General features: G+C 70.2%; 15 protein-coding genes. All 15 read left to right on the top strand.

The window, feature by feature from the left end:
* Nucleotides 1-23: 23 nt before the first annotated feature.
* The 15 genes from pilM to ASF23_RS06745 all read left to right on the top strand — a co-directional run bounded on the left by pilM (nt 24) and on the right by ASF23_RS06745 (nt 22,899).
* The gene (gene pilM / locus ASF23_RS06815; RefSeq protein ID WP_055950942.1) at nt 24-1,076 is read left to right on the top strand and encodes a type IV pilus assembly protein PilM; all 1,053 of its coding nucleotides are present in this window, start codon (nt 24-26) and stop codon (nt 1,074-1,076) included.
* On the top strand, nt 1,073-1,897 hold the full coding sequence (locus ASF23_RS06810) for a hypothetical protein (RefSeq protein ID WP_055950940.1): 825 nt from the start codon (nt 1,073-1,075) through the stop codon (nt 1,895-1,897). The genes pilM and ASF23_RS06810 overlap by 4 nt, the downstream gene beginning before the upstream one ends.
* Nucleotide 1,898: 1 nt before the next feature.
* Nucleotides 1,899-2,693, top strand: coding sequence for a type 4a pilus biogenesis protein PilO (locus ASF23_RS06805; protein WP_055950938.1), 795 nt, complete (start codon nt 1,899-1,901; stop codon nt 2,691-2,693).
* A 212-nt stretch (nt 2,694-2,905) separates the two neighbouring features.
* Nucleotides 2,906-3,610: a CBU_0592 family membrane protein gene (locus ASF23_RS06800; RefSeq protein WP_055950936.1), complete on the top strand. Its 705-nt coding sequence runs from the start codon at nt 2,906-2,908 to the stop codon at nt 3,608-3,610.
* A 41-nt stretch (nt 3,611-3,651) separates the two neighbouring features.
* Nucleotides 3,652-4,119: a DUF6121 family protein gene (locus ASF23_RS06795; protein WP_055950934.1), complete on the top strand. Its 468-nt coding sequence runs from the start codon at nt 3,652-3,654 to the stop codon at nt 4,117-4,119.
* 55 nt (nt 4,120-4,174) lie between these two features.
* Nucleotides 4,175-5,578, top strand: a complete 1,404-nt coding sequence (locus ASF23_RS06790) for a hypothetical protein (RefSeq protein ID WP_055950932.1) — start codon at nt 4,175-4,177, stop codon at nt 5,576-5,578.
* A gap of 451 nt (nt 5,579-6,029) precedes the next feature.
* Nucleotides 6,030-6,398: a 30S ribosomal protein S12 gene (gene rpsL / locus ASF23_RS06785; RefSeq protein WP_055950929.1), complete on the top strand. Its 369-nt coding sequence runs from the start codon at nt 6,030-6,032 to the stop codon at nt 6,396-6,398.
* A 4-nt stretch (nt 6,399-6,402) separates the two neighbouring features.
* A complete protein-coding gene (gene rpsG / locus ASF23_RS06780; protein ID WP_055950927.1) occupies nt 6,403-6,873 on the top strand; it encodes a 30S ribosomal protein S7 in 471 nt (156 codons plus the stop codon).
* 141 nt (nt 6,874-7,014) lie between these two features.
* Nucleotides 7,015-9,132, top strand: a complete 2,118-nt coding sequence (gene fusA / locus ASF23_RS06775; RefSeq protein WP_055950926.1) for an elongation factor G — start codon at nt 7,015-7,017, stop codon at nt 9,130-9,132.
* 163 nt (nt 9,133-9,295) lie between these two features.
* Entirely contained in the window at nt 9,296-10,486 is a 1,191-nt protein-coding gene (gene tuf, locus ASF23_RS06770) for an elongation factor Tu (RefSeq protein WP_055950924.1), read from the top strand.
* A gap of 121 nt (nt 10,487-10,607) precedes the next feature.
* The gene (locus ASF23_RS06765) at nt 10,608-10,880 is read left to right on the top strand and encodes an antitoxin (RefSeq protein ID WP_235510804.1); all 273 of its coding nucleotides are present in this window, start codon (nt 10,608-10,610) and stop codon (nt 10,878-10,880) included.
* Between the two features lie 309 nt (nt 10,881-11,189).
* Nucleotides 11,190-19,571, top strand: a complete 8,382-nt coding sequence (locus ASF23_RS06760; RefSeq protein WP_156364301.1) for an isopeptide-forming domain-containing fimbrial protein — start codon at nt 11,190-11,192, stop codon at nt 19,569-19,571.
* Nucleotides 19,572-19,687: 116 nt separating this feature from the next.
* Nucleotides 19,688-20,677, top strand: coding sequence for a DNA topoisomerase IB (locus tag ASF23_RS06755; protein ID WP_055950920.1), 990 nt, complete (start codon nt 19,688-19,690; stop codon nt 20,675-20,677).
* 91 nt (nt 20,678-20,768) lie between these two features.
* Complete coding sequence (locus ASF23_RS06750; RefSeq protein ID WP_055950918.1) at nt 20,769-21,575, top strand: DarT ssDNA thymidine ADP-ribosyltransferase family protein; 807 nt, start codon at nt 20,769-20,771, stop codon at nt 21,573-21,575.
* A gap of 94 nt (nt 21,576-21,669) precedes the next feature.
* On the top strand, nt 21,670-22,899 hold the full coding sequence (locus ASF23_RS06745; RefSeq protein ID WP_055950914.1) for a hypothetical protein: 1,230 nt from the start codon (nt 21,670-21,672) through the stop codon (nt 22,897-22,899).
* The last annotated feature ends 492 nt before the right edge of the window (nt 22,900-23,391 follow it).

Genomic DNA, 23,391 nt, shown 5'->3' with positions numbered 1-23,391 from the left:
ACCGCCATCACAAAGGGACTGACATGGGCAAGAGCATCGTCGGCCTCGACATCGCCGGGACATCGATCCGGGCCGTCGAGGTCGCGGACGCCGACAAGGGGCGACCGACCGTCGTGCGCTTCGCCGAGGTCCCCACGCCGGAGGGGTCGGTGAGTCGCGGCGAGGTCCTCGAGGCCAACACCGTCGCCGGCGCACTCAAGCAGCTCTGGTCCATCGGCAAGTTCCGGTCGAAGGACGTCGTCCTCGGCATGGGCAACCAGCGGGTGCTGTCCCGTGACCTCACGGTGCCCCGTGCGCCGATGAAGCAGATCCGCGAGAGCCTCCCGTTCCAGGTGCAGGACATGCTCCCGGTGCCGGTCATCGACGCGATCCTCGACTTCTACCCGACCTCCGAGGGCATCGGCGAGAACGGACCCGTCGTGAACGGACTCCTCATCGCGGCCGTCAAGGACGCCGTCCTGCAGAACGTCAAGGCGGTGCAGCTCGCGGGCCTCAACCCCGCAGGCGTCGACCTCATCCCGTTCGCGCTGAGTCGGGTCATGGTCACCCGCCAGAACATCCCGGGCACCGTCGCGCTCGTCGAGCTCGGCGCGGACACCACCTGCGTCGTCATCGCGACCGACGGCATCCCACAGTTCGTGCGGATCATCCCGACCGGGGGCGACGACATCACGAAGACGCTCGGCGGCCGGCTCGACATCCCGTTCGAACAGGCCGAGGCGGTCAAGCGACACCTCGGCATCGGTTCGAACGCCCAGACGCTCGACGACAACCGTGCCATCGCGATCACCTACGAATCCGTGAACGAGCTCCTCTCCAGCCTCCGGAACACCATCAACTACTTCGTCAACACGCACCCGAGCGCTCCGGTCGCGCAGGTCGTCCTCTCCGGTGGCGGATCGCTCCTCCCCGGACTCGGCGACGCGCTCTCGGAGTTCACCAGACTCCCGGTGTCCATCGGGAGCGCGTTCGCCGGGGTCTCGCTCGCGAAGTCGATCAGCCAGCAGGACGTCGCGATGCGCGGCACCTCGATCGCCGTGGCCTACGGGCTCGCGGTGGGAAGCAGGGCAGCATGAGCCGGGCAGAGGCGGACGTCCGCAAGGACCAGAAGCAGCGCACCTCGGCTGCACCGAGGTCGAGGAACGCGAAGTCGTCCAAGGCGGACAAGGGCGGCTCAGGGATGCCGCCGCTCCGGCCACCGTTCGACGGGCAGGGCGCGGCCGACGCCCCTGCACCGAAGGGCAAGGCCGCCGCGGCGGTGGTGCTCGTGGGCCGCGAGCCGCGTGTCGACCTCCTGCCCACCGAGGTCCACGTCGACCGCAAGGAACGTGCGACGGCGCGTCGGGCATGGCTCGGTGTCATCGTCGTCGGCGTGGTGGTCGTGTTGGCGATCGGCGGCGTGACCGTGAACGGCCTGCGCTCGCAGACGGACCTCGCTGGCGCGCAGAACGAGACGTCGGCGCTCCTGCTGCAGCAGCAGAAGTACTCGGAGGTCCGAGACGTCGAACGCGAGTCCACGCTCATCACGGCTGGGCAGGCGGTCGGTGGATCCACGGAGATCGACTGGCAGAAGTACCTGACCGAGCTCAACGCGTCCCTGCCGTCCGGGGTCTCGATCACCGGCCTGTCCATCGACTCGGCGACACCGCTGACCACCTACGTGCAGGCGACGACTCCGCTGCAGGGTCAGCGGATCGCGACGCTCCAGATCGCCGTCTCCTCGCCCACGATCCCGTCCGTGCCGGACTGGACGAGCGGCCTGTCCACCCTGACCGGGTACGTCGACTCGAGCATCACGTCGATCTCCCGCGAGGGGACCGCAGACAACTACACGGCATCGATCACACTGCACATCAACGAGAAGGCGTACGACGGCAAGTACGCGGAGGGCAAGTGAGATGAACCGGAACAAGCTCTCCCTCGTGATCGCCCTGGTCGCCGCCGTCGTCGTGCTCGCGGGCGGGTGGTTCCTGGGTGTCCAGCCGCAGCTGGCGACCGCAGCGAGGAACTCCGCGCAGCAGGCGACGATCGAGGCGACGAACGCGACGAACCGCAGCGAGCTCGCTCGTCTGCAGACCCAGTTCACGAAGCTCGCGGACATGAAGGGTGACCTGTCAGCGCTCTCGGCGTCTATCCCCGCCGAGGCCGACACGAACTCGTTCATCACATCGTTGAACGACATCGCGGGGGAGTCCGGAGTCTCGATCAGCTCGATCGCCGTGAGTGATGCCGCGCCGTACACGTCGCCGGTGGCTCCGGTCGCACCGTCGGGCACGGCGACGGCGTCCGCATCGCCGTCGGCAACGGCGAGTGACTCCGCGTCCGCGACCCCCAGCGCGGTGGCGACCCCGGCCGGACCGAAGACGACGACGAACGCAGCGATCACGTCGTCGAACTTCACCGTCATCCCGGTCTCGGTCGGCGTCCAAGGCTCGTACGAACAGGCACTCGCGTTCACGAAGGGCGCGCAGGCCGCCAAGCGGCTCTTCCTCATCGACAAGCTCGTGTCGTCGACGAGTACGGCAACAGCCGGAGGCGACGGGTCAGGGAATGACGGTTCGGGGGTAGATGGGTCGTCATCCACCGGAGCATCAGGGGCCACGACGTGGACCCTGTCCGGGTACATCTACGTGCTCAACACCAAGGCGACGGCCGCACCGTCGACGAGCGCGGCGACGGCCACGAACGGCTGAGCGGACCCTCGCCGATCCAGCCAGGAGGCACGACCCACCACCCGCGCGACCACCCCCGGAACGGGGTGGTCGCGCCACGCCGTGTCCTCTTCCGTCGGCCCTCGTCGGGTGCGTACGATTGGCCGTCGCCGCGCTCGCGGGCGGCATCTCCCACCCACACGAAGCGCCCGGTCGATCCCGGGCGCTGTTCGTCGTTCGGAAGGCACAGGCGCATGGGCGTGATCATCGAGTCCCTCGGTTGGTTCGGGGCGGTGACCATCCTCGGTGGTTACCTGCTGTTCTCGGCTGGCAGGCTCCGGAACGGGGTCGCCTACCAGGTGATCAACCTCGTCGGAGCACTCGCGATCACCGTCAACGTGCTCGCGCACCATGCCTGGCCGTCGACGATCGTGAACAGCATCTGGGCCGTCATCGCGGCCGTCGTGCTCGTCCGCATGGCGGTCGCCCGGAAGCGTGCCGCGACGTCGGCCCTCGCGGTCGACGGGACCGTCCTGACCGAGGCCCACTCGGAGCTCCCGACCACGACCATGGTCCTGCCGGTCATCGGTCCCGCGGTGCGCGACCCGGAGACGATGGCCGAGATCTGGGCCGTCGACGAGACCACCGCGCGCGTGACGGACGGACCAGCGGTGTCCGCCGAGCACCCTGCTGCCGCGACCGACGCCGCCGGGCCGCAGCCGTCCCTCCAGACCGGGTCGCTCACCATGGCGGACGTCCCGGTCGTGACCGCCGCGATCGCCGTGGCGATCATCGCCGCAGCCCGCGACGAGGTGGCCCGCGACGAGGCGGCACGCGACGAGGTGGCCCGCGACGAGGTGGCCCGCGACGAGGTGGCACGCGACGAGGCAGCACGCGACGAGCCGGTCGTGGACCGACCATCACGCTCCGTGGACGTCCTGGAGCGATCCCAGCACTGAACAACCGTCCTCGGTGGCACGACCGGCGGTACCATGACCGCATGTCCCGATGGCTGTTGGCGACGATGACGACAGTGCTCTTCGTCGCGCTCGTGATCTGTGTGACGGGCTTCGAGAGCCTGCTCACCGGTCTCGAGGTGATCAGCCAGCCCGACGCGACCCCGTACCTGGGTCCGGCGATGGTCGTCGCGGTCGCGATCGTCGTGGTGCTCGCGACGGCCTCCGGCATCCGGCGGGGATCGCCGCTCAGCAGTGGGCTGATCGGCGCCGCGACCTCGTACCTCGTGATGCTCGCGGTCGGCGCGTTCGGGTACGCGATGATCCACGGCGACGTCGCCGAGCTGTTCGTGTTCCCGGCGACGTACGCGCTCGGTCCCTTCGTCGTCGGAACGGTGGTGATCGCGTTCCTCGTGATCGCCGGCGCCGTCGCGATCTCGCGTCGCGACCGGTCGAGTCCGCCGTCGGGACCGGGGGAGCCCGCATCCGGCATGTCACCCCCTCCGCGGTAGGATCGTCGCCCGGGCGAACTCCGTCGCCCGGCGCATGGGGGAGTGACCGCGGATCATGAACGACGACGAGCGCTTCGGCACGGCCGAGGGGCAGCACGACGCGCCCGCGGGGCTGCCTGACGCGGCCGAGGGCCAGCACGACGCGGCCGCGAGCCTGCGCGACGAGCGGCCCCACCATGACGACGGCTGGGGGTCTGTGCCGTCGGTCTCGGAGACCGGCGGGACCCGTGTCGATGGCTTCTCACCAGACGACAGCCATGCACCACGCGCCGAGCCGATCTCCGCGGGTCCCGACACCGCGACCGCGCCTGCGCCCATGCCGCCCGCGGCAATGCCGCCCGCTCCGACGTTCGCCGCAGCCCCCGCCCCTGCCTACGGTCAGAACGGCCAGTACCCCGCGGCGGCACCCGGCCCGTGGTCGTACCAGCCGAAGCCGCGCCGACGCCTCGGACGCAAGGCCCTCGTCGGGATCATCGGCGGCGCCGTCGCACTCCTCCTGGTCATCGTGCTGGGATCCGTCGGCTACGCGACCGGGTCGAGCCAGAACGCTCCGGAGCGACAGGTCGACGCGTTCCTCGACGCCCTGGAGCACGGTCACGCCACCGCCGCGCTGAAGATCGCGCACGTGCCGACGAGCGGCCAGCCCCTCCTCACGGACGCCGTCTACGCCAAGGCCACCGACACGATCACCGCCCACCGGATCGTGTCGACGCGCACGTCCGACGGCACCGCCGACGTCGCGGTCGTCCTCACCCAGGGCGGCTCGCCGATCCCGACCACCTTCCACCTGGTCGACAAGGGGTCGACCGGCGTGTTCTTCACGAAGTGGCAGCTCGACGTCGTCGCCCTCGGCTCGGTGAAGGTGCACGTCGAGGGGCCGTCCGGGGCGAAGGTGACCGTGGCGGGCAAGTCGGTCGACCCCACGAGCGACGACTCCACGATCCTGAGCGCGCTCCCCGGCACCTACGACACCGCGATCGCCGACACCAAGTGGTACACCGGCAACGCACAGGCGGCGACGGTCTGGGGGTTCGCCTCCGGGGACGGCACGGCCGACATCACCACGACGCTGACCGATGCGGGCAAGCAGGCTGCCACGGACGCGGTGAACGGCTGGGTCGACGGCTGCATCGCCTCGACGGACATCCAGCCCGCGAACTGCAGCTTCTACGCGTACGGCGAGTCCCCGGACAACACCTACTCCGACCAGAAGTGGACGCTCGACACACGGCCCGTGGTCGAGGTCGGCGACTGGACGTCCCGCGGCTGGACGATGCGGACGACGACGCCGGGTGCAGCGACGTTCACCTCGAGCTTCACCGGTCCGTCCGGGCTGGGGACCGGCACCGCGGGTCCGATCACGTTCTACGCCGACGGGTACATCACGGCCTTCACGGAGGCGGGGGCGACCTACGCGCCGGCGATCACCAACGCGGCCGGCGGCGGCGCCGCCTCCTGACCACCACATCGGACCCGGCTCCGCCACCCCCCCCGGTCGCCTCGGCAGGCCGCCGCGCGTGGCACCGGACTGGAGGCACGGGGCGGCGCCGCACCGTGCCTCCCGTCCGCCATCGACACGCGTTCGCCCGCGGCGAGCGGTCCGACCGTCGGACGCCGCCCCACGGGGTGGCCGCCGGTTGATTAAGCATCGGGCCCCAGGTAGTCTTGCTCGGGTGTGCGCCTTACGGCGCGCCTGAAATCCACGCGGTCGTCACGGCCGGTGGACTCATCCGTCCAGGTGGTGTCGCGAGAGCGCCCACCGATCGGGTCCCGGTGATTGGAATCATCGGTCCGGTCGAACGGTCGTCCGGAGATCGACACGCCAGTCGAGTCGAACTCCGTCCGCCGTGGGACGAGGAAGTCGGCGAACCACGTCGACCAGGGAATCGAGCAGGAACCAGGAGCAGCAGTTGCCTACAATCCAGCAACTCGTTCGCAAGGGCCGCACGCCGAAGGTCGTCAAGACCAAGGCACCCGCGCTCAAGTCGAACCCCCAGCAGCGTGGCGTGTGCACTCGCGTGTACACCACCACCCCCAAGAAGCCGAACTCGGCACTGCGCAAGGTCGCTCGCGTCAAGCTGAGCAACGGCACCGAGGTCACGGCCTACATCCCCGGTGAGGGCCACAACCTCCAGGAGCACTCGATGGTGCTCGTCCGCGGTGGTCGTGTGAAGGACCTCCCCGGTGTCCGTTACAAGATCGTCCGTGGTGCGCTCGACACCCAGGCCGTCAAGAACCGCAAGCAGGCCCGCAGCCTGTACGGCGCGAAGAAGGGTTGAGAACATGCCTCGTAAGGGACCAGCCCCCAAGCGCCCCGTCGTCGCAGACCCGGTCTACGGCGCACCGATCGTCAGCCAGCTCGTCAACAAGATCCTGCTCGACGGCAAGAAGGGCCTCGCGGAGCGCATCGTCTACGGTGCACTCGAAGGCGTCACCGCCAAGAACCAGCAGGATGCCGTCGTCACGCTGAAGAAGGCTCTCGACAACGTCCGTCCGACCCTCGAGGTGCGTTCGCGCCGCGTCGGTGGATCGACCTACCAGGTGCCCGTCGAGGTCAAGCCGCACCGTGCGAACACCCTCGCACTCCGCTGGCTCACCTCGTACGCCAAGGCCCGTCGCGAGAAGACGATGACCGAGCGTCTCATGAACGAGATCCTCGACGCGTCGAACGGTCTCGGTGCCGCGGTCAAGCGCCGCGAGGACACCCACAAGATGGCCGAGTCGAACAAGGCCTTCGCCCACTACCGCTGGTAGGTCGGCACCGCTGATCGACCGGCTCGACTGGTCGATCGGCGCTGCAGGCAGCAGCATCCGCTCCGTCCGGGGCGCTGGCGACAACACACGCGGCGTCCCGGACGGAACGCTCAACTCCCACAACTCTCTCGGAGGAACCCTGTGGCACAGGACGTGCTCACCGACCTGAACAAGGTCCGCAACATCGGCATCATGGCCCACATCGATGCTGGCAAGACGACCACCACCGAGCGCATCCTGTTCTACACGGGGATCACCCACAAGATCGGTGAGGTCCACGACGGCGCTGCGACGATGGACTGGATGGCGCAGGAGCAGGAGCGCGGCATCACGATCACGTCGGCCGCGACGACCTGCTTCTGGAACAAGAACCAGATCAACATCATCGACACCCCCGGGCACGTCGACTTCACCGTCGAGGTGGAGCGTTCGCTCCGCGTCCTCGACGGCGCCGTCGCGGTGTTCGACGGGAAAGAGGGCGTCGAGCCCCAGTCGGAGACCGTCTGGCGTCAGGCCGACAAGTACGACGTCCCCCGCATCTGCTTCGTCAACAAGATGGACAAGCTCGGCGCGGACTTCTACTTCACGGTCGACACCATCGTGAACCGCCTCGGTGCCGAGCCCCTCGTGCTGCAGCTCCCGATCGGTGCGGAGTCGTCCTTCGAGGGCGTCGTCGACCTTGTCGAGATGCGTGCACTCACGTGGCGCGGCGATGCCAAGGGTGACGTCGAGATGGGCGCCAAGTACGAGATCGAAGAGATCCCGGCCGACCTCAAGGAGAAGGCGGACGAGTACCGCCTCAAGCTGATCGAGCGCGTCGCCGAAGCTGACGACGCCCTGCTCGAGCGCTACATGGAGGGCGACACCGACTTCTCGGTCGCCGAGATCAAGAGCGCGATCCGTGCCCTGACCGTGAACAGCACGCTGTACCCGGTCCTGTGCGGCTCCGCGTTCAAGAACCGTGGCGTGCAGCCGATGCTCGACGCCGTGATCGACTACCTCCCGTCCCCGCTCGACGTGCCGCCCATGGAGGGCCACGACGTCAAGGACGAAGAGAAGATCATCATCCGCAAGCCCGACGCGACGGAGCCGTTCTCGGCCCTGGCGTTCAAGGTCGCGGTGCACCCGTTCTTCGGTCGTCTCACCTACGTGCGCGTCTACTCCGGCTCGATCGAGTCCGGTGCCCAGGTCATCAACTCGACCAAGGGCAAGAAGGAGCGCATCGGCAAGATCTTCCAGATGCACTCCAACAAGGAGAACCCGGTCGACAACGTCACCGCCGGGCACATCTACGCCGTGATCGGTCTCAAGGACACGACCACCGGTGACACGCTGTGCGACCCGCAGGACCAGATCGTCCTCGAGTCCATGACGTTCCCGGAGCCGGTCATCGAGGTCGCGATCGAGCCGAAGACCAAGCAGGACCAGGAGAAGCTGTCCCTGGCCATCCAGAAGCTCGCCGAAGAGGACCCGACGTTCCGCGTCGAGCTCAACGCCGAGACCGGGCAGACGGTCATCAAGGGGATGGGCGAGCTCCACCTCGACATCCTGGTCGACCGCATGAAGCGCGAGTTCCACGTCGAGGCGAACGTCGGCAAGCCGCAGGTCGCGTATCGCGAGACCCTGCGCAAGCCGGTCGAGCGCTACGACTACACCCACAAGAAGCAGACGGGTGGCTCCGGCCAGTTCGCCAAGGTGCAGATCGCCCTCCACCCCATGGAGGTCACCGCCGAGAAGATCTACGAGTTCGAGAACAAGGTCACCGGTGGCCGGATCCCGCGCGAGTACATCCCCTCGGTCGACCACGGCATCCAGGACGCCATGCAGGTCGGCATCCTCGCCGGCTTCCCGACGGTGGGCGTCCGCGCGTCGCTCCTCGACGGTGCGTCGCACGACGTCGACTCCTCGGAGATGGCGTTCAAGATCGCCGGTTCGATGGCGTACAAGGAAGCCGCTCGTCGTGCCGACCCGGTCCTCCTCGAGCCGCTCATGGCGGTCGAGGTCCGGACCCCCGAGGAGTACATGGGCGACGTCATCGGCGACCTGAACTCCCGTCGTGGGCAGATCTCGTCGATGGAGGACGCCTCCGGCGTCAAGGTGGTCCGTGCGAGCGTGCCGCTCTCCGAGATGTTCGGCTACGTCGGCGACCTCCGGTCGAAGACCTCCGGTCGTGCGGTCTACTCGATGACGTTCGACTCCTACGCCGAGGTCCCCCGGGCCGTGGCCGAGGAGATCGTGCAGAAGGCCAAGGGCGAGTAGCGTCCCTGCGGGCGAGGCACCTCTCCACAGGCGAGGCGCTTCTCCACAGGCGAGGGCGGCCGGCGACGGCCCCCTCGCCACCAAGTAAAGTAAGAACACACCAACTCGCGAGGCGCCCGGCACGACCGGGGGCGTCGCATCCGAGTCCTGAGGAGGACCCACAGTGGCCAAGGCCAAGTTCGAGCGGACCAAGCCGCACGTCAACATCGGAACGATCGGTCACGTCGACCACGGCAAGACCACGCTCACCGCGGCGATCACCAAGGTCCTGCACGACAAGTTCCCGGACCTCAACACCGCCTCGGCGTTCGACCAGATCGACAACGCGCCGGAAGAGAAGGCGCGTGGCATCACGATCAACATCTCGCACGTCGAGTACCAGACCGACAAGCGCCACTACGCGCACGTCGACGCTCCTGGCCACGCCGACTACGTGAAGAACATGATCACCGGCGCGGCCCAGATGGACGGCGCGATCCTCGTGGTCGCCGCCACCGACGGTCCGATGCCCCAGACGCGTGAGCACGTGCTGCTCGCTCGCCAGGTCGGTGTGCCGTACATCGTCGTCGCCCTGAACAAGGCCGACATGGTGGACGACGAGGAGATCATGGAGCTCGTCGAGCTCGAGGTCCGCGAGCTCCTCTCGAGCCAGGAGTTCGACGGCGACAACGCGCCCGTCGTGCAGGTCTCCGCACTCAAGGCGCTCGAGGGCGACGAGAAGTGGGGCCAGTCGGTTGCCGACCTCATGACCGCCGTCGACGAGAACGTCCCCGAGCCGGTCCGTGCGACCGACCAGCCGTTCCTCATGCCCGTCGAGGACGTCTTCACGATCACCGGTCGTGGAACCGTCGTCACCGGTCGTGTCGAGCGCGGTTCGCTCAACGTGAACGAAGAGGTCGAGATCGTCGGTATCGTCCCGACCGTCAAGACCACGGTCACGGGCATCGAGATGTTCCGCAAGCTGCTCGACTCCGCCCAGGCTGGTGACAACACCGGTCTGCTCCTCCGTGGCACCAAGCGCGAGGACGTCCAGCGCGGCCAGGTCATCGTCAAGCCCGGTTCGGTCACCCCGCACACCGAGTTCACGGCGAACGTCTACATCCTCTCCAAGGACGAGGGTGGGCGTCACAACCCGTTCTACGCGAACTACCGCCCGCAGTTCTACTTCCGTACCACGGACGTCACCGGTGTCATCACGCTGCCCGAGGGCACCGAGATGGTCATGCCCGGCGACACCACCTCCATCACCGTTGAGCTGATCCAGCCCATCGCGATGGAGGAGGGCCTCCGCTTCGCCATCCGCGAGGGTGGTCGTACGGTCGGCGCCGGTACGGTCGAGAAGATCGTCAAGTAGCACCAGCTCCACGCAGTACCTGTTCACAACGAAACGGGGTCGGGCCTTCGGGTCCGGCCCCGTTCGTCGTTCCCGGGAGTTCACTCCTCCGCTCTGGACAGGACGATGCGGGCGCGCGACCATGAGTGCCATCGGTCGGACGGTCCGGCCGCCGGCACGGGAGGGCACCATGGCGAACTTCGACGAGATCAAGAACGACGTGACGGCGAAGGCAAAGGCCTTCCTCGACGACAACAAGGTGAAGGACGCGCTGCAGAGCGAGAAGGCCGAGGAGATCTCCGACAAGATCCTCGACGGCCTCGCGGACGCCGCCAAGAAGGTCACCGGCGGCAAGTACGACGAGCAGATCGACTCGGCGCGGGACAACGTCGACGGCAAGATCGGCGACGAGTAGGTCCACGGCAGAGGAGTCGCCTGCTGACGGGGGACCGACTGGAGGCGCGGTGCGGGCTCGCACCGTGCCTCCAGTGCGTCTCGGCGAGCGTCGCGCAGGCGGCAGGTCGGAGTGCGTCGCAGCCCGTGTCCCCCCTCCGGGGGACTGACGAGATTTCGTCACGTCAATAGGATGACCCACGCGCACGGGACATTCTCAGTTCCGTCGTGGTGCCTCCGGTGAGTTCCCGTTCGGCCGGCACCGTCGTCACCCGAGCGAAACCGGTCCATGCTGCGCTTCTCCCTGATCCCTCGTTCCCGGACACTCGCGATGACCCTGGTCGCCGCGATCGCCGGTGGACTCCTCGTCGCCACCGCCGTCGCCGCCACAGCGACTCCAGCGCAGGCGGCGGAAAGCACGGTCAGCCTCGCCGCCACCGCGACCGCGAGTGTCCTCGCCGGGCAGCCGACGACGGTGACCCTGACGGCGACGAACCCCTCGACGACGAACGAGTACAACGCCGGGTTCCAGTACACGCTGCCGGCGGGCGCGACCTACACGGCACCGACGACGCCGTCGAGCGCCGGTGAGCCGACGATCTCCACCATCACGGACGGCAACGGGACCCACCAGGTCCTCGTCTGGGCGAACGTGTCCGACCTCGTCGCGGGGGACACCTCCGCGATCTCGTTCGGCGTGACGGCGGACCCGGCGGTCTTCCCGGTGGGCTCGAACATCACCGGATCGGCTGCGGTCTACACGAGCGAGGACGCCAGGACGCTCCCGGTCTTCGACCCGACGACCGGCCTCGCGACCGGCGGGTTCGACGACAGTGCCACGAAGGCCGTCGACCCGACGAAGGTCACGGCCCTCACCATCGAGAAGTCCGAGCCGAGCCCGGAGCACGAGCTCATGCGCGGTGTGCACGACCACCCGACGGTCTACAAGCTCGTCGTGACGAACACTGCGATCGCCGCGACGAACACCGTCACGGTCACGGACTACCTGCCCGCCCAGCTCGAGTTCCTCGAGTGCGGTGGGATCGACCACACCACGGGCCAGGCGCCGGAGTACGCCGGATCCGGATCGTTGACCGCGACGACGGCGGACACGCACGGCAACTGCGTCACGCCCCAGTCCGTCACCACCGTGACGAACCCGCCCGGCTACGACGCGGGGGTCTACACGAAGGTCGTCTGGGCGCTCGGCGACCTCGCGGCGAACGGCACCCGTACCATCGAGTACGTCGCGGGCATCCCGCAGCGCGCGAACGCCGCATGGCCGACGGGGGAGCCGGGCGGCGACACCGAAGCGGCGAACCTGGACAACAACACCGGCGCGTCGACCCGGCAGATCGGCGGCGGACAGACCCTCGTCAACCACGCCGTCGCCGCAGGGGACTACGCCGGCCCGGTGGCCACGGGCACCAGCACCACGGTCACGGCGGAGGACTCCACCGAGGTCCTCGCGACCGACCTCTCGATCATCAAGTCGGTCACGACGAACCCGGCCGGCGACGGCGGCGCCCCCGCCTTCACGATCGGCGGCACGGCGACCTACTCGCTGCGGCTCCGCGCGAGCGAGTACGAGTCCGACTCCGCGATGACGATCACCGACGTGCTCGACAACGGCCTCTGCCCCGCGTACCCGTCGTCGATCACCGTGAGCGGCGACCCGGTCCCCGCCGACTGCGCGCACACCCCCGGATCCGCGCTCGACGAGCAGGCCGTGAACGCGACGATCACCGCGGTGGCCTACGACGCCTCGACCGGCAAGTTCACGCTGACGATGACCCCGACGCTCGGTGGCTCGGCCTCCGCCACGATGGGCCGGAGCTACGACTCGGCTGCGTCGAAGACGAACATCACCTACACGGCGCTCATGCGCGGCGCCTACACCGGGGCGGGGAACAGCGGCCCGACGTCGAGCGGTGACTCGTTCGCGAACACCGTCGACGTTGCGGGGACCTCGACACCCGTCAACGACACCGACACCGTCACGCGTTCCGTGACGAACGGGTCGGGCACGAGCATCTCGACGGCACCGACGCAGATCAGCAAGCAGGTGCTCTCGCGGACGGCAGGACCGATCTCCTCCGCGGCGGACTGCACCACCGCGCCGCAGGGCCTGTACTCCTCGAGCACCGACACCGCGAACCCGTTCCAGCTCGGGGACGACGTCTGCTTCCGCCTCGAGGTCGACTTCCCGACCGGCATCGACACCCGCAACCCGTCCGTCACCGACTACGTTCCCGTCGGGACGACGTTCGTGGACGCTGCACTGCCCGCTGACAGCACCTTCGACGCGTCGACCTTCGTCCGTGCGGGCAACGTCTCGGACACGACCCGCGCCACCTGGAACCTCGGGACGACCCAGGGCACGAACGGCCGCTACGTCGACGGTGGGACGAAGCTCGTCTTCTACGTCCTCGCGAACATCACGAAGCAGGGCACGTCGCAGACGACGCCGGACCTCGGGGCCAACCTCATGAAGTTCCGGCAGGAGAACACCGCCGGCAAGGTGAGCTCGCTCCGCACCAGCGTCGGCTACGAGGTCGCCGCGGCCCCGGTCGTCACGCTCGACAAGGCGATCACGGCCGTCGGACCGAACCCGGGTGCCCTCACGCCGGTGTCCCCGCAGCCGCAGTACACGGCCGAGGGTCAGGCGCTCCAGTACCAGCTGACCGTCCGGAACACCGGGACCGCGGCAGCGGGGACGGCGCGCGACGTGGACGCCGTCACCGTGTGGGACGCCCTCCCGCTGGGGATCACCTGCGCTGACGTGCCCGCCGCCCACATCAGCGACGGTGGCGTGTGCACGACGGCTCCGACCGGCGCCGCCTTCCCCAGTCGCTCCTACGTGCGATGGACGCCGAGTGCGGACGGCACGACGGACCCGCTCGGGACCATCGCCGCATCCGGCACGAAGACCCTGACCTACGTCGTGGTCCCGCCGGCCGGCACGAGTGTGTCGACGCAGCTCGTGAACCAGGCGTCGGTGACCTCGTTCGCGACACCGAACAACACCGGCGCGTCGACCACGTACGTCCCGGCGGTCATCGCCGGCACGAGCTCCTCCGCGACCGGACCGACGGGGTCGCAGGGCACCGCCCCCGCTGCCAACGCACGGACGACGATCGCGCTCCCGGACGCGACGGTGACGAAGACCGGCGCCGCGGACAACTCGACCACCGTCACGAACGTCTCCGGCAACACCGCCGTGCCGGGTGAAGCGCTGTCGTACACGTACACTGCGAACGTCCCCGCCCACACGAGCGTCGTGGCCGGGTCGCTCGTCGACACACTCCCCACCGATGTGACCGCCACCACCGGCGTCCGCTACGTCGTCTCCGTCCCCGGCACCCCGCCCGCGACGATCACGGCGCCGACGGGCGACACCGCGGTCGGCGGGTTCACCCTGCACGCCGACGGCACGCTCGACTTCCCGGCGAACTACGACAACACCACGGACGCGGCCCAGGCGGTCTCGGTGACGGTGTCCGGGCTCATCGTCACGCCGACCTCCGGCGTCGGGACGATCCGGAACACGGCGACCTTCACGAGCACGGTCGCCGGTTCGACGAAGACGATCTCCGCGCCGAAGGACATCACGGTCGTCGTCCCGGTGCCCCGCGTCACGAAGACGGCCTCGAGCACCACGGTCGGTGCCGGCCGCACGGTCGACTTCGTCATCACGGCCCGCAACGACTCGACCACCGCGAACGCGTACGACGCCATCGTGGTCGACTGCCTGCCGAACGCCCTGAGCTTCGGTGCGACGCAGACGACGCCGCTCCCGACCGGCGTGACCGAGGTCGCCGCACCGGCCACCCCGACCTGCGCCACCGGGACGACCGCGCACGCCTACGCCGTCGGCACCATCGCGCCGGGCGGGTCCGTCGCGTTCACCCGCACGGCGACGCTCTCGAACGGTGCCGCCGGCAGCAGCAGCTACACGAACACGGCGCGACTCGTGACCTCGAGTCTCAGCGACGGCGGGCGGAACACCGCGACCGAGGGCGTCGAGACCTCGGCAGCGTCGAACGCCGCCGTCACGGTGGCCGGTCCATCGCTCACCAAGCAGATCTCGGTGAACGGCGGCGCGCTCGCGAACTCGGCGTCGAACGTCCGCGTCGGCGAGACCACCGCGTCCTACACGATCACCGCGACGATCCCCGCCGACGTGAACCTGTACGCGGCGAGCATCGTGGACACACTCCCAGGTGGCATGACCGCCACAGGGGCCCCGACGTGCACCATCGACGGAACCCCGCAGGCCTGTGACGAGCTCCAGACGGGTTCGCCCGCGACGAAGGTGCTCTTCCGGCTCGGCGACGTCATCAAGGCCGACGCCGCACGCACCGTCGTGGTGACGCTGCCGGTCCGGTTCCCGACGGGCACGACCACCGCGACGAACTACGACAACACCGCGAAGCTCGGGTGGAACGACGCGACGGGCACGCAGCCCACGAACCCTGACGCGGCCTTCACGCACACGCAGGCGTCCAACGCGGTCCGGGCACGCACGGCACCGCCGGTCCTCGGAGCGACGAAGACGGTCACGAACCCCGCGCCGAAGCCCGGTGACGTCTTCACCTACACGGTCACCGTGACGAACTCCGGCCAGAACCCGGCCTACGGCGCCACGCCGACGGACACCGTCCCGACCGGCGTCGTCGTCGACCCGGCGACGATCACCGGCGGCGGCACACTCACCGGTGCCGACGCGGCGAACGGCGGCGGCACGATCACCTGGCCGACGGCGGACGTCAACGCCGGCACGCCCCTGACCTACACGTACGCGGCGAAGCTCGCACCGTCCGCCTCGCTGACGCCGAGGGCGCTCCTGACGAACCGCGTCGCGACGGGCCCGTACACGTCGATGCCCGGTGCCGGCGCCTCGTACCCGAGCGTCGCGGCGAGCAGCTCAGTGACCCCGGCGTTCCCGATCGTCGCCATCGCGAAGTCGGGTGCGACGGGTCCTGCGTACATCGGTGCGCCGTACACCTGGACCGTCACGTTCACGAACACGGGGGCCGCGGCGACGAACGTCGCGGCGACCGACACCCTGCCGGCCAACTGGACGTTCGACACCGGCTCCGCCAAGGTCTCCGTGAACGGCGGCACGGCCACGACGGTCGCGGCGGACTCGGCGACGGGCACCCCCCAGGCCATCGCCTGGAACACGCTCGGCGCACTGCCCGCGAACGGCACGATGACGCTCACCTACACGGCGACCCCGCGGGCCGGGGTGACCACGACACCCGGGGTCGGGTCGACGGTGTCGCACACCAACACCGTGCACGCCGTCGTGACCGACGCCGCTGGTGGCACGAGGACCGCGGCTGGCAACTACGCCGGTCCGGACGCCACGGCCGCCGCGCACATCGACGCCGCCGACCTCGCGATCACGAAGAGGGCGGCCGCCACCGCACCCATCGCCGGTGCCGGTCCCGCCGCGGGCTGGACGATCGTCGTCGAGAACACCGGCACGACGGACACCTCCGTCGGACCGTTCCACGTCCGCGACACCCCGGACACGCTGCCCGCCGGCGTGACGGTCACGGGCGCCACCGGGACCGGGTGGACCTGTGCCCTCGCGAGCGGCGTCGTCACCTGCGACACGGCCTCGAGCGTCACCCTCGCGCCGGGTGCGTCGCTCCCGCCGATCACCGTGCGGGTCGCGCTCGACCAGAGCGTCCCGGCCGGCACCGTCGTCGGGAACACCGCGTCGATCGTCGACCAGCACACCGCCGACACGAACCCGGGCAACGACTCGAGCCACGCTGACGTGACGACGGCGGCACGCGCGGACCTCGCGATCGCCAAGACCGGCCCGACGACGGCGAACACCGGCGACACCGTGACCTACACGATCGCGGTCACGAACGCCGGTCCGTCGACGGCCGCCGGACCGGTCGCGGTGGACGACCAGGTGCCTGCGGGGATCCGGGTGACCGGTGTCGACGGGGGTGCCGACTGGACGTGCGACCCGGCGACGAACACGGTGCACTGCACGCTCCCGGACGGCCTCGCCGCGAACGGCAGCGTCTCCGCGATCACGGTGACCGGTGTCGTCCGGTCGGCCACGACCGGCACGGTCACCAACACCGCGACGGTGTCCTCGCCGACGCCCGACCCGACGCCGGGGAACAACACCTCCGGCACCGTCTCGACCTCGATCGGCAGCGCGACGACCCTGAGCGTCGACAAGGTGCTGACGTCCTTCACCCCCGGCACGACGGGCACCTACGCGGTGACGGTGACGAACACCGGCACGGCCGACGCCCGCTCGGTGACGCTCGCCGACCCGCTGCCGAACGGGCTGACGTACGCGTCCGTCGCGTCCGACGACGGCTGGACCTGCTCCGCGGACGCGACGGCGGTCGACGTCTCCTGCACCCTCGCCGGCACGCTCACCGCGGGGGAGTCGGCGACGCTCACCCTCACGGTGGACGTCCCCGCCGGGATCCGTGACGACGTGGTGAACACCGCGACGGCGTCGGCGGACAACGCCCCGGACGCGAGCGGCTCCGCGACGACGAGCACCACGCCGCTCACCGAGCTCACGATCGACAAGACCGACGACGCCCCGGCCGACCTCGCAGCTGGACAGGGTCTCGACTACACGATCGCGGTCGGCAACCGGGGCCCGTCCGACATCGTGACGGGCGACACCACCGTGGTGACGGACGAGCTGCCCGTCGGTGAGACGTTCGTCAGCGCCGAGGGCACCGGGTGGACGGTCGTGCAGGACGGCCGCTCCCTGACGTTCACCTCGACGAGCGGCGTCCGCGTCGGGGGCGCCTTCCCGGCGATCACGATCTCGGTCGTCGTCGACGCGGACCGGGTGGCAGGGCCGATCGTCAACGAGGCGACCGTCACGAGCAGCGCCGCGGCGCACTCGGCGAGCGACACCGACTCGGTCGACGTCGCCACCAGGGCCGCCCTGACGATCGACAAGGTGCTCGCACCCGGTTCCTCGACGGTCGCGGGCACCGACGCCACCTTCACCGTGACGGTGGCGAACACCGGCCCGTCGGACGCCAGGACGGTCTCGCTGACCGACCTCGCCCCCGCCGGGATGACGATCACGAAGGTCGCGCAGACGTCGGGTCCCGCCTGGACCTGCGCCGCCGCGTCCTGCACCGTCGACCAGCTCGCGTCCGGTGACGCCGGGACGTCGGTGTTCACGGTGACCGGCTCGATCGCAGCCTCGGTCCGAGCGTCGACCCTGACGAACACCGCGACGGTCACCTGGGGGGACAGCGACCGCAGCAGGTCCGCCGAGGACACCGCCGACGTCGACGTGATCGACCGAGCGGCCCTCACCATGACGAAGACCGCGGTCGGGGCGGACGGCAAGCCCGTCTCCTCGGTCGCGGCCGGCAACCAGGTCGCCTGGCGCCTGCAGATCCACAACGCCGGCCCGTCCGACGCGGACGGTCCGGTCACGGTGGCGGACCACCTGCCGACCGGGATGACCTACGTCGGCCTCGCGGACTCGATGCTCGACGGGGCGAACCAGGGCTGGACGTGCACCGTCGACGCCACCGACCCGCAGGTCGTCACGTGCACGACGCAGGACGGTGTGCTCGCCGACACCGACGCGGCACCCCTGGTGATCGCGACGTCGATCGACCCGGCCGAGGCCGCGGGGACGACGACGAACACCGCCACGGTCTCCTCGCCCACCCCGGCGCCGTTCGGCACCGACGGTGGCGCCGAGGGCTCGGTCACGGTGGCTCCGGACGCGAACGTCGCGATCACGATCACCCACTCGGGCGACGGTGTGATCGGGCAGCCGATCCCCGCCACCGCGACGGTCGTGAACACCGGGCCGTCGACCGCGACGGACGTCACGGCGACGATCACGCTGCCCGCTGGTCTGACCTTCCGGGACACGGACGGCACCGATCCCGCGTGGACGGCGGGGTCCCCGGTGGTGAACGCCGACGGCACGACGACCATCGTGTTCTCGCTTGCCGGGCCGCTCGCCCCAGGGCAGACGGCACCGCCGATCGTGGTCACGAGCGTCGTGACGCCGGGGTCGTACCCGACGGCGACGATCGGTGCGACGACCGCGACCGCGACTCCGGAGACGACCACGGCGGACAACACCTCCGACACGGCGATCACGATCGGTGCGCTGTCGAGCCTCAGCGTCACGAAGACGCACACGCAGGCGCTCGTCCGGAACCACACGGTCGGGTACACCATCACCGTGACGAACGCCGGACCGACGTCGGACCCGGGTCCGGTCACCGTGACGGACGCCCTCCCGGACGGCCTCACGTTCGTGAGCATCGACACGCGTGACGCGGCGACCTGCACCACCGGCACGACCGTCGTGTGCACGCTGGACGCCCCGCTCGCGGTCGACGCGTCCGTCGCGCTCCAGCTCACCGTCAAGGTGGCCGGGAACGCTCCGGACCGGATCACGAACCGCGCGGTCGTCGCGACGCCGACCGTGCAGGTCGGGCAGGCGGGCGACGGTGCCGGAGACGGCGGCAGCGACGGCGGCCCCGTCGGGTCGGACCCGCTCCGTGCGAGCGACCCCGCCACGGTGGCCGCCGACCCGGCAGCGCTCGCGTTCACCGGGTCGGGCAGCGTGCTCGCGCTCGCGCTGTTCGCGCTCCTCGCGGTGGCCGGTGGCACCGGACTCGTCGTCCTCCGCCGACGCCGACCGGCCGGCGGCGCACCCCGGCGGTAGCCGGACGCACCACCTGCGGGTGTGACGGACTGGAGGCCCGGTACCAGCTGGTACCGGGCCTCCAGTCCGTCTCCGGGTCGCGACCGCAGCCCGGGAACGCGTGTTGACTCAGGAGGGTGACCCGCCTCCGCCGCTCCACGACCACCGGACGGGGCTACCACCGTCTCCGCTCCGGCACGGGCTTCACCTACCGCGACCCGGACGGCGCGACCGTGACGGACGCCGACACCCGACGGCGCCTCGAGGAGCTGGTGATCCCGCCAGCGTGGGACGACGTCTGGATCGCGCCCTACGAGAACGGGCACATCCTCGCCACGGGCACCGACGCGGCCGGGCGACGGCAGTACATGTACCACCCGTCGTGGCGCGAGCGGATGGACCGGATCAAGTACGACAGGGCCCTCGCCCTCGCCGAGTCGCTCCCGGTCGCACGACGGAACGTCACCATGGACCTCCGTCGTCCGGAGCCGGACCGGCAGCGCGCGCTCGGGGCAGCGTTCCGGATGCTCGACCAGGGGTCGCTCCGCGTCGGGTCCGAGCGGTACGCGGCCGAGCACGGCAGCCACGGACTGTCCACGCTCCTCTGCACCCATGCGCACGTCTCCGGGGACGACATCGAGTTGGAGTTCCCCGGCAAGAGCGGTCAGGCGTGGTCGTCGAGCATCCACGACCACGACCTCGCGCGGGTCCTCGTCGGCATGAAGCGGCGCGGGGGGAACGCCCGGCTGCTCTCCTACCGCGAGCGCGCGGGTGCGGACTGGGTGCCGTTGACCGCGGACGACATCAACGAGTACGTCAAGGAGCGTGCGGGCGAGGCGTTCACCGCGAAGGACTTCCGGACACTGCACGGCACGGTGGCGGCCGCTGAGGACCTCGCACGCACCGGGCCGGAGTCCTCCCAGGCCAGGCGCGCCAAGGCCGTCTCGCACGCCGTCAGGGCCGCGTCCGAGGTGCTCGGCAACACCCCGACGGTCGCCAGGCAGAGCTACGTCGACCCGAGGCTGCTCGACGCCTACGCACACGGCGAGACGATCGATCCCGATCGGCTCGGGTCCTCGGAGGCGGAGATCAGGGCGTTGCTCTACCGTGACAGGAAGCCGGCATGACCGGATTGGCGCGGCCGAGGGCGTTCGTGACGTACGGTTGGTACCCGTGCCGTTCGACCCTGGACCCGGCACGGAAGGACGAGGACCCCGCGTGACCGACGAGTGCATCCACGGTTTCCCCACCGAGCTCTGCGACATCTGCTCCCCACGGCAGCGTCCGGAGTCGGACGACGCCCCGAAGGCCCCGGCTCCACGGCGCACGCGCATCTCCTCCTCGCTCCGCACCGTCGCTCCGTCCGCGGCGGCCAAGCGCAGCGCCAGCGTCACGGTGGAGGCGCCGCCGCGCGTCTTCTCGGCCCTGCGTGCGCACCACTTCACGCACCTCGACAACCTCGGCGGCATCGTCACGGACGGCGTGATCAACGCGAGCACCACCGCGACGCCCGACATCGACGTCAGCGCCCCGGAGACCCGTGCGCGGCGGGCCGAGGTGACCGCGCCCGACGGGACCACCGTCGCCGAGCACGTGCCGTTCACGATGACCGCGGACGCCAGCGCCTGGGACGAACTCCGATCCGGTGCCGACGGCGACCGCTGGTCCGACGCTGCCCGACGCACCCGGGGCACGGACTACGTCGTGCTCGTCGTGCCGACGACCGCCTTCGGCGCATCCGTGATCCTCGCCGACCGTCAGGCCGACGAGAAGTCCGCGCGGTTCGCGGTCGGACCCGACGCGGCAACCGCGCTCCTCCGCCGGACGGACGTCTCGGACCCCGAGATGCTCGGCCTCGAACTGCTCGCCGGACCGAGCGTGCCGTTCTCGTCGGTCGCCGTGATCGGGGTCCCGAACGACCGGATGCGTGATGACGTCCGGGCGCTCCTCGCGGACGCCGGCGGTCACGTGCCGCGCGTCGCGATCTTCCCGCCGTGGTTCCGGCCGGCTCCGGTCGAAGGATGACGCGAGTCCGTCCCCGACACGAAATACGGATGTCACACTGACATGACAGGCTGATCTCGGACACGCGCCGTTGCGTGTCCGGATCGGAGTCAGCATGCACATCCCTCGTCCCCTCGGCACCACCCGTGCCGCCCTCTCGGGCGCCGCCCTCGTGGGCGCTCTCGCCGCCGGACTGGCCGCCGCCCCCGCGGGTGCGGCGACCGCCGCCGCCCCTGCCGGCCCGGCGGCGGCCGTGGCGTCGCCTCCGGCGGTCCAGGCCGGGTCGGCTCCGTCGGTCGCTCCGTCCGTCGCCCTGTCGGCTCGGGTCACGGCGATCAAGCACGGGCTCGGGCGTGTGACGCTGTCCGGCACCGCGGAACCGGGTCGTGCCGTGTTCGTCGGCGGCGACGTCGTCGAGTCCGCCGCCAGGGTCGCGAGCGAGGACGGCACCTGGACGGCCCGGATCAGGGCGCAACCGGGTGACCGGGTCCTCCAGGTCGCGGAGTCGGGCGTGTGGAAGCCCGTCGACGTCCCCGTCACCATCCTCCGTCTCCTCGCGCCGGAGATGACCGGCGTGGTGGACGACTCCGGCCGCAGCGTGGCGCTCTCGGGCAGCGGGTACCCGAATGCGCGCATCGTCATCACCGTCGACGGCGAGCGGGCCGGCACGGCGAAGGCGGACGCGAACGGGGACTGGTCCTCCACCGTTCGCGGGCTCGCGTTCGGGCAGCGTCACATCGGCGCTGCGCAGCATTTCGACGGCGCGCAGAACGGCGGCGTCGATGACGTGTTCCTCGTCGACGGGAGCGCCGTCGACGTCCGTGCCGACGTCGACCACGACCGCGGACTCATCCAGGTCTCCGGCCGTGCGCCGAGCGGCACCGAGCTCGGGTTCCTGCATGACGGCGCGGCGATCACGGGTCCGGACGGCGCCGCGGTCTCCGCCGTCCCGGGCGACGATGGCGTGTGGCGGGCGAGTCTCCCGCTCCCGGGTGCTGGAGTCCGCTTCCACGCGATCGACGTCGTCACGCTGGTCGGCGGGACCGAGGTCGGTCGGACGACGACCTCGGCGACCATCCCCGAGCCGCTCACCGCGAGGGTCCAGTCCCAGGGCGAGGGCCGCGCCGTCCTCGTCGGTGGGGGCGAGCCGGGTGCGACGGTGCGGTTCACCCACGAGAACGGTGCACCGCTCCGCGACGGTGACGGCGCGGCGATCACCGCGATCGTCGGCCGCGGCACGTGGCAGCGCACGATCTCGACGACGGGACTCGGCGGGGCGCGCATCCTGCTGACCGCGGACGTCGGTGGCAGCGTCGTCGGGCGGGCGGCGGTCACGATCGGCTGACACGCCGATCGGTGCGGCCGGCCACGCGCTCGAGCAGGGCGGTCTGGAGGGCCGGATCCGGGCCTCCAGACCGCCTCACCGCCGCCCCGTGGCGGCACCGCACTTCCGCGACACACTGCGGATCGCGGCGCGACACGCCCGGGTTGCACGGAGCCGCGGGCTATGGGAGACTTGTCCGGTTCCAAATTCCTCGGACGTTCGCGTCCGCCGGGTCACTGTCTTGGCAGTGCACAGACCCCACCAGTGCGTTCGTTCGCAGGGTGGAAGCGTCTGGGCCGCAGACAGCAAGAACACGATTCGACTCCATCACGGAATGCAGTGCGAGCGGAACACCGCTCGTCTGCGCGCCGCGGAGTCGACATGTCGCTCGGCCGCGGGGTCAGTCAGGACCGTGCCGAGCAGTTCACAGAAGAACAGCGGTCTGCCACTGCGGTGGTGCCGGTGATTCACCGAAAACAGCCGAGGGTGCGCGAGCACATCTCGGCGGCGTCA

The organism is Curtobacterium sp. Leaf261, assembly GCF_001422205.1.
In the GTDB taxonomy this organism is placed as follows: domain Bacteria; phylum Actinomycetota; class Actinomycetes; order Actinomycetales; family Microbacteriaceae; genus Curtobacterium.
Note: the sequence above shows the minus strand (reverse complement) of the source record. Positions and strands in the feature narration are given on the sequence as shown.

Coding starts and splice junctions, on each gene's coding strand:
- ASF23_RS06790 (WP_055950932.1), top strand. CDS start 4,175: ATGAACGACGACGAGCGCTTCGGCACGGCCGAGGGGCAGCACGACGCG.
- ASF23_RS06745 (WP_055950914.1), top strand. CDS start 21,670: ATGCACATCCCTCGTCCCCTCGGCACCACCCGTGCCGCCCTCTCGGGC.
- ASF23_RS06800 (WP_055950936.1), top strand. CDS start 2,906: ATGGGCGTGATCATCGAGTCCCTCGGTTGGTTCGGGGCGGTGACCATC.
- ASF23_RS06760 (WP_156364301.1), top strand. CDS start 11,190: ATGACCCTGGTCGCCGCGATCGCCGGTGGACTCCTCGTCGCCACCGCC.
- ASF23_RS06810 (WP_055950940.1), top strand. CDS start 1,073: ATGAGCCGGGCAGAGGCGGACGTCCGCAAGGACCAGAAGCAGCGCACC.
- rpsG (WP_055950927.1), top strand. CDS start 6,403: ATGCCTCGTAAGGGACCAGCCCCCAAGCGCCCCGTCGTCGCAGACCCG.
- ASF23_RS06765 (WP_235510804.1), top strand. CDS start 10,608: ATGAGTGCCATCGGTCGGACGGTCCGGCCGCCGGCACGGGAGGGCACC.
- pilM (WP_055950942.1), top strand. CDS start 24: ATGGGCAAGAGCATCGTCGGCCTCGACATCGCCGGGACATCGATCCGG.
- ASF23_RS06795 (WP_055950934.1), top strand. CDS start 3,652: ATGTCCCGATGGCTGTTGGCGACGATGACGACAGTGCTCTTCGTCGCG.
- ASF23_RS06805 (WP_055950938.1), top strand. CDS start 1,899: ATGAACCGGAACAAGCTCTCCCTCGTGATCGCCCTGGTCGCCGCCGTC.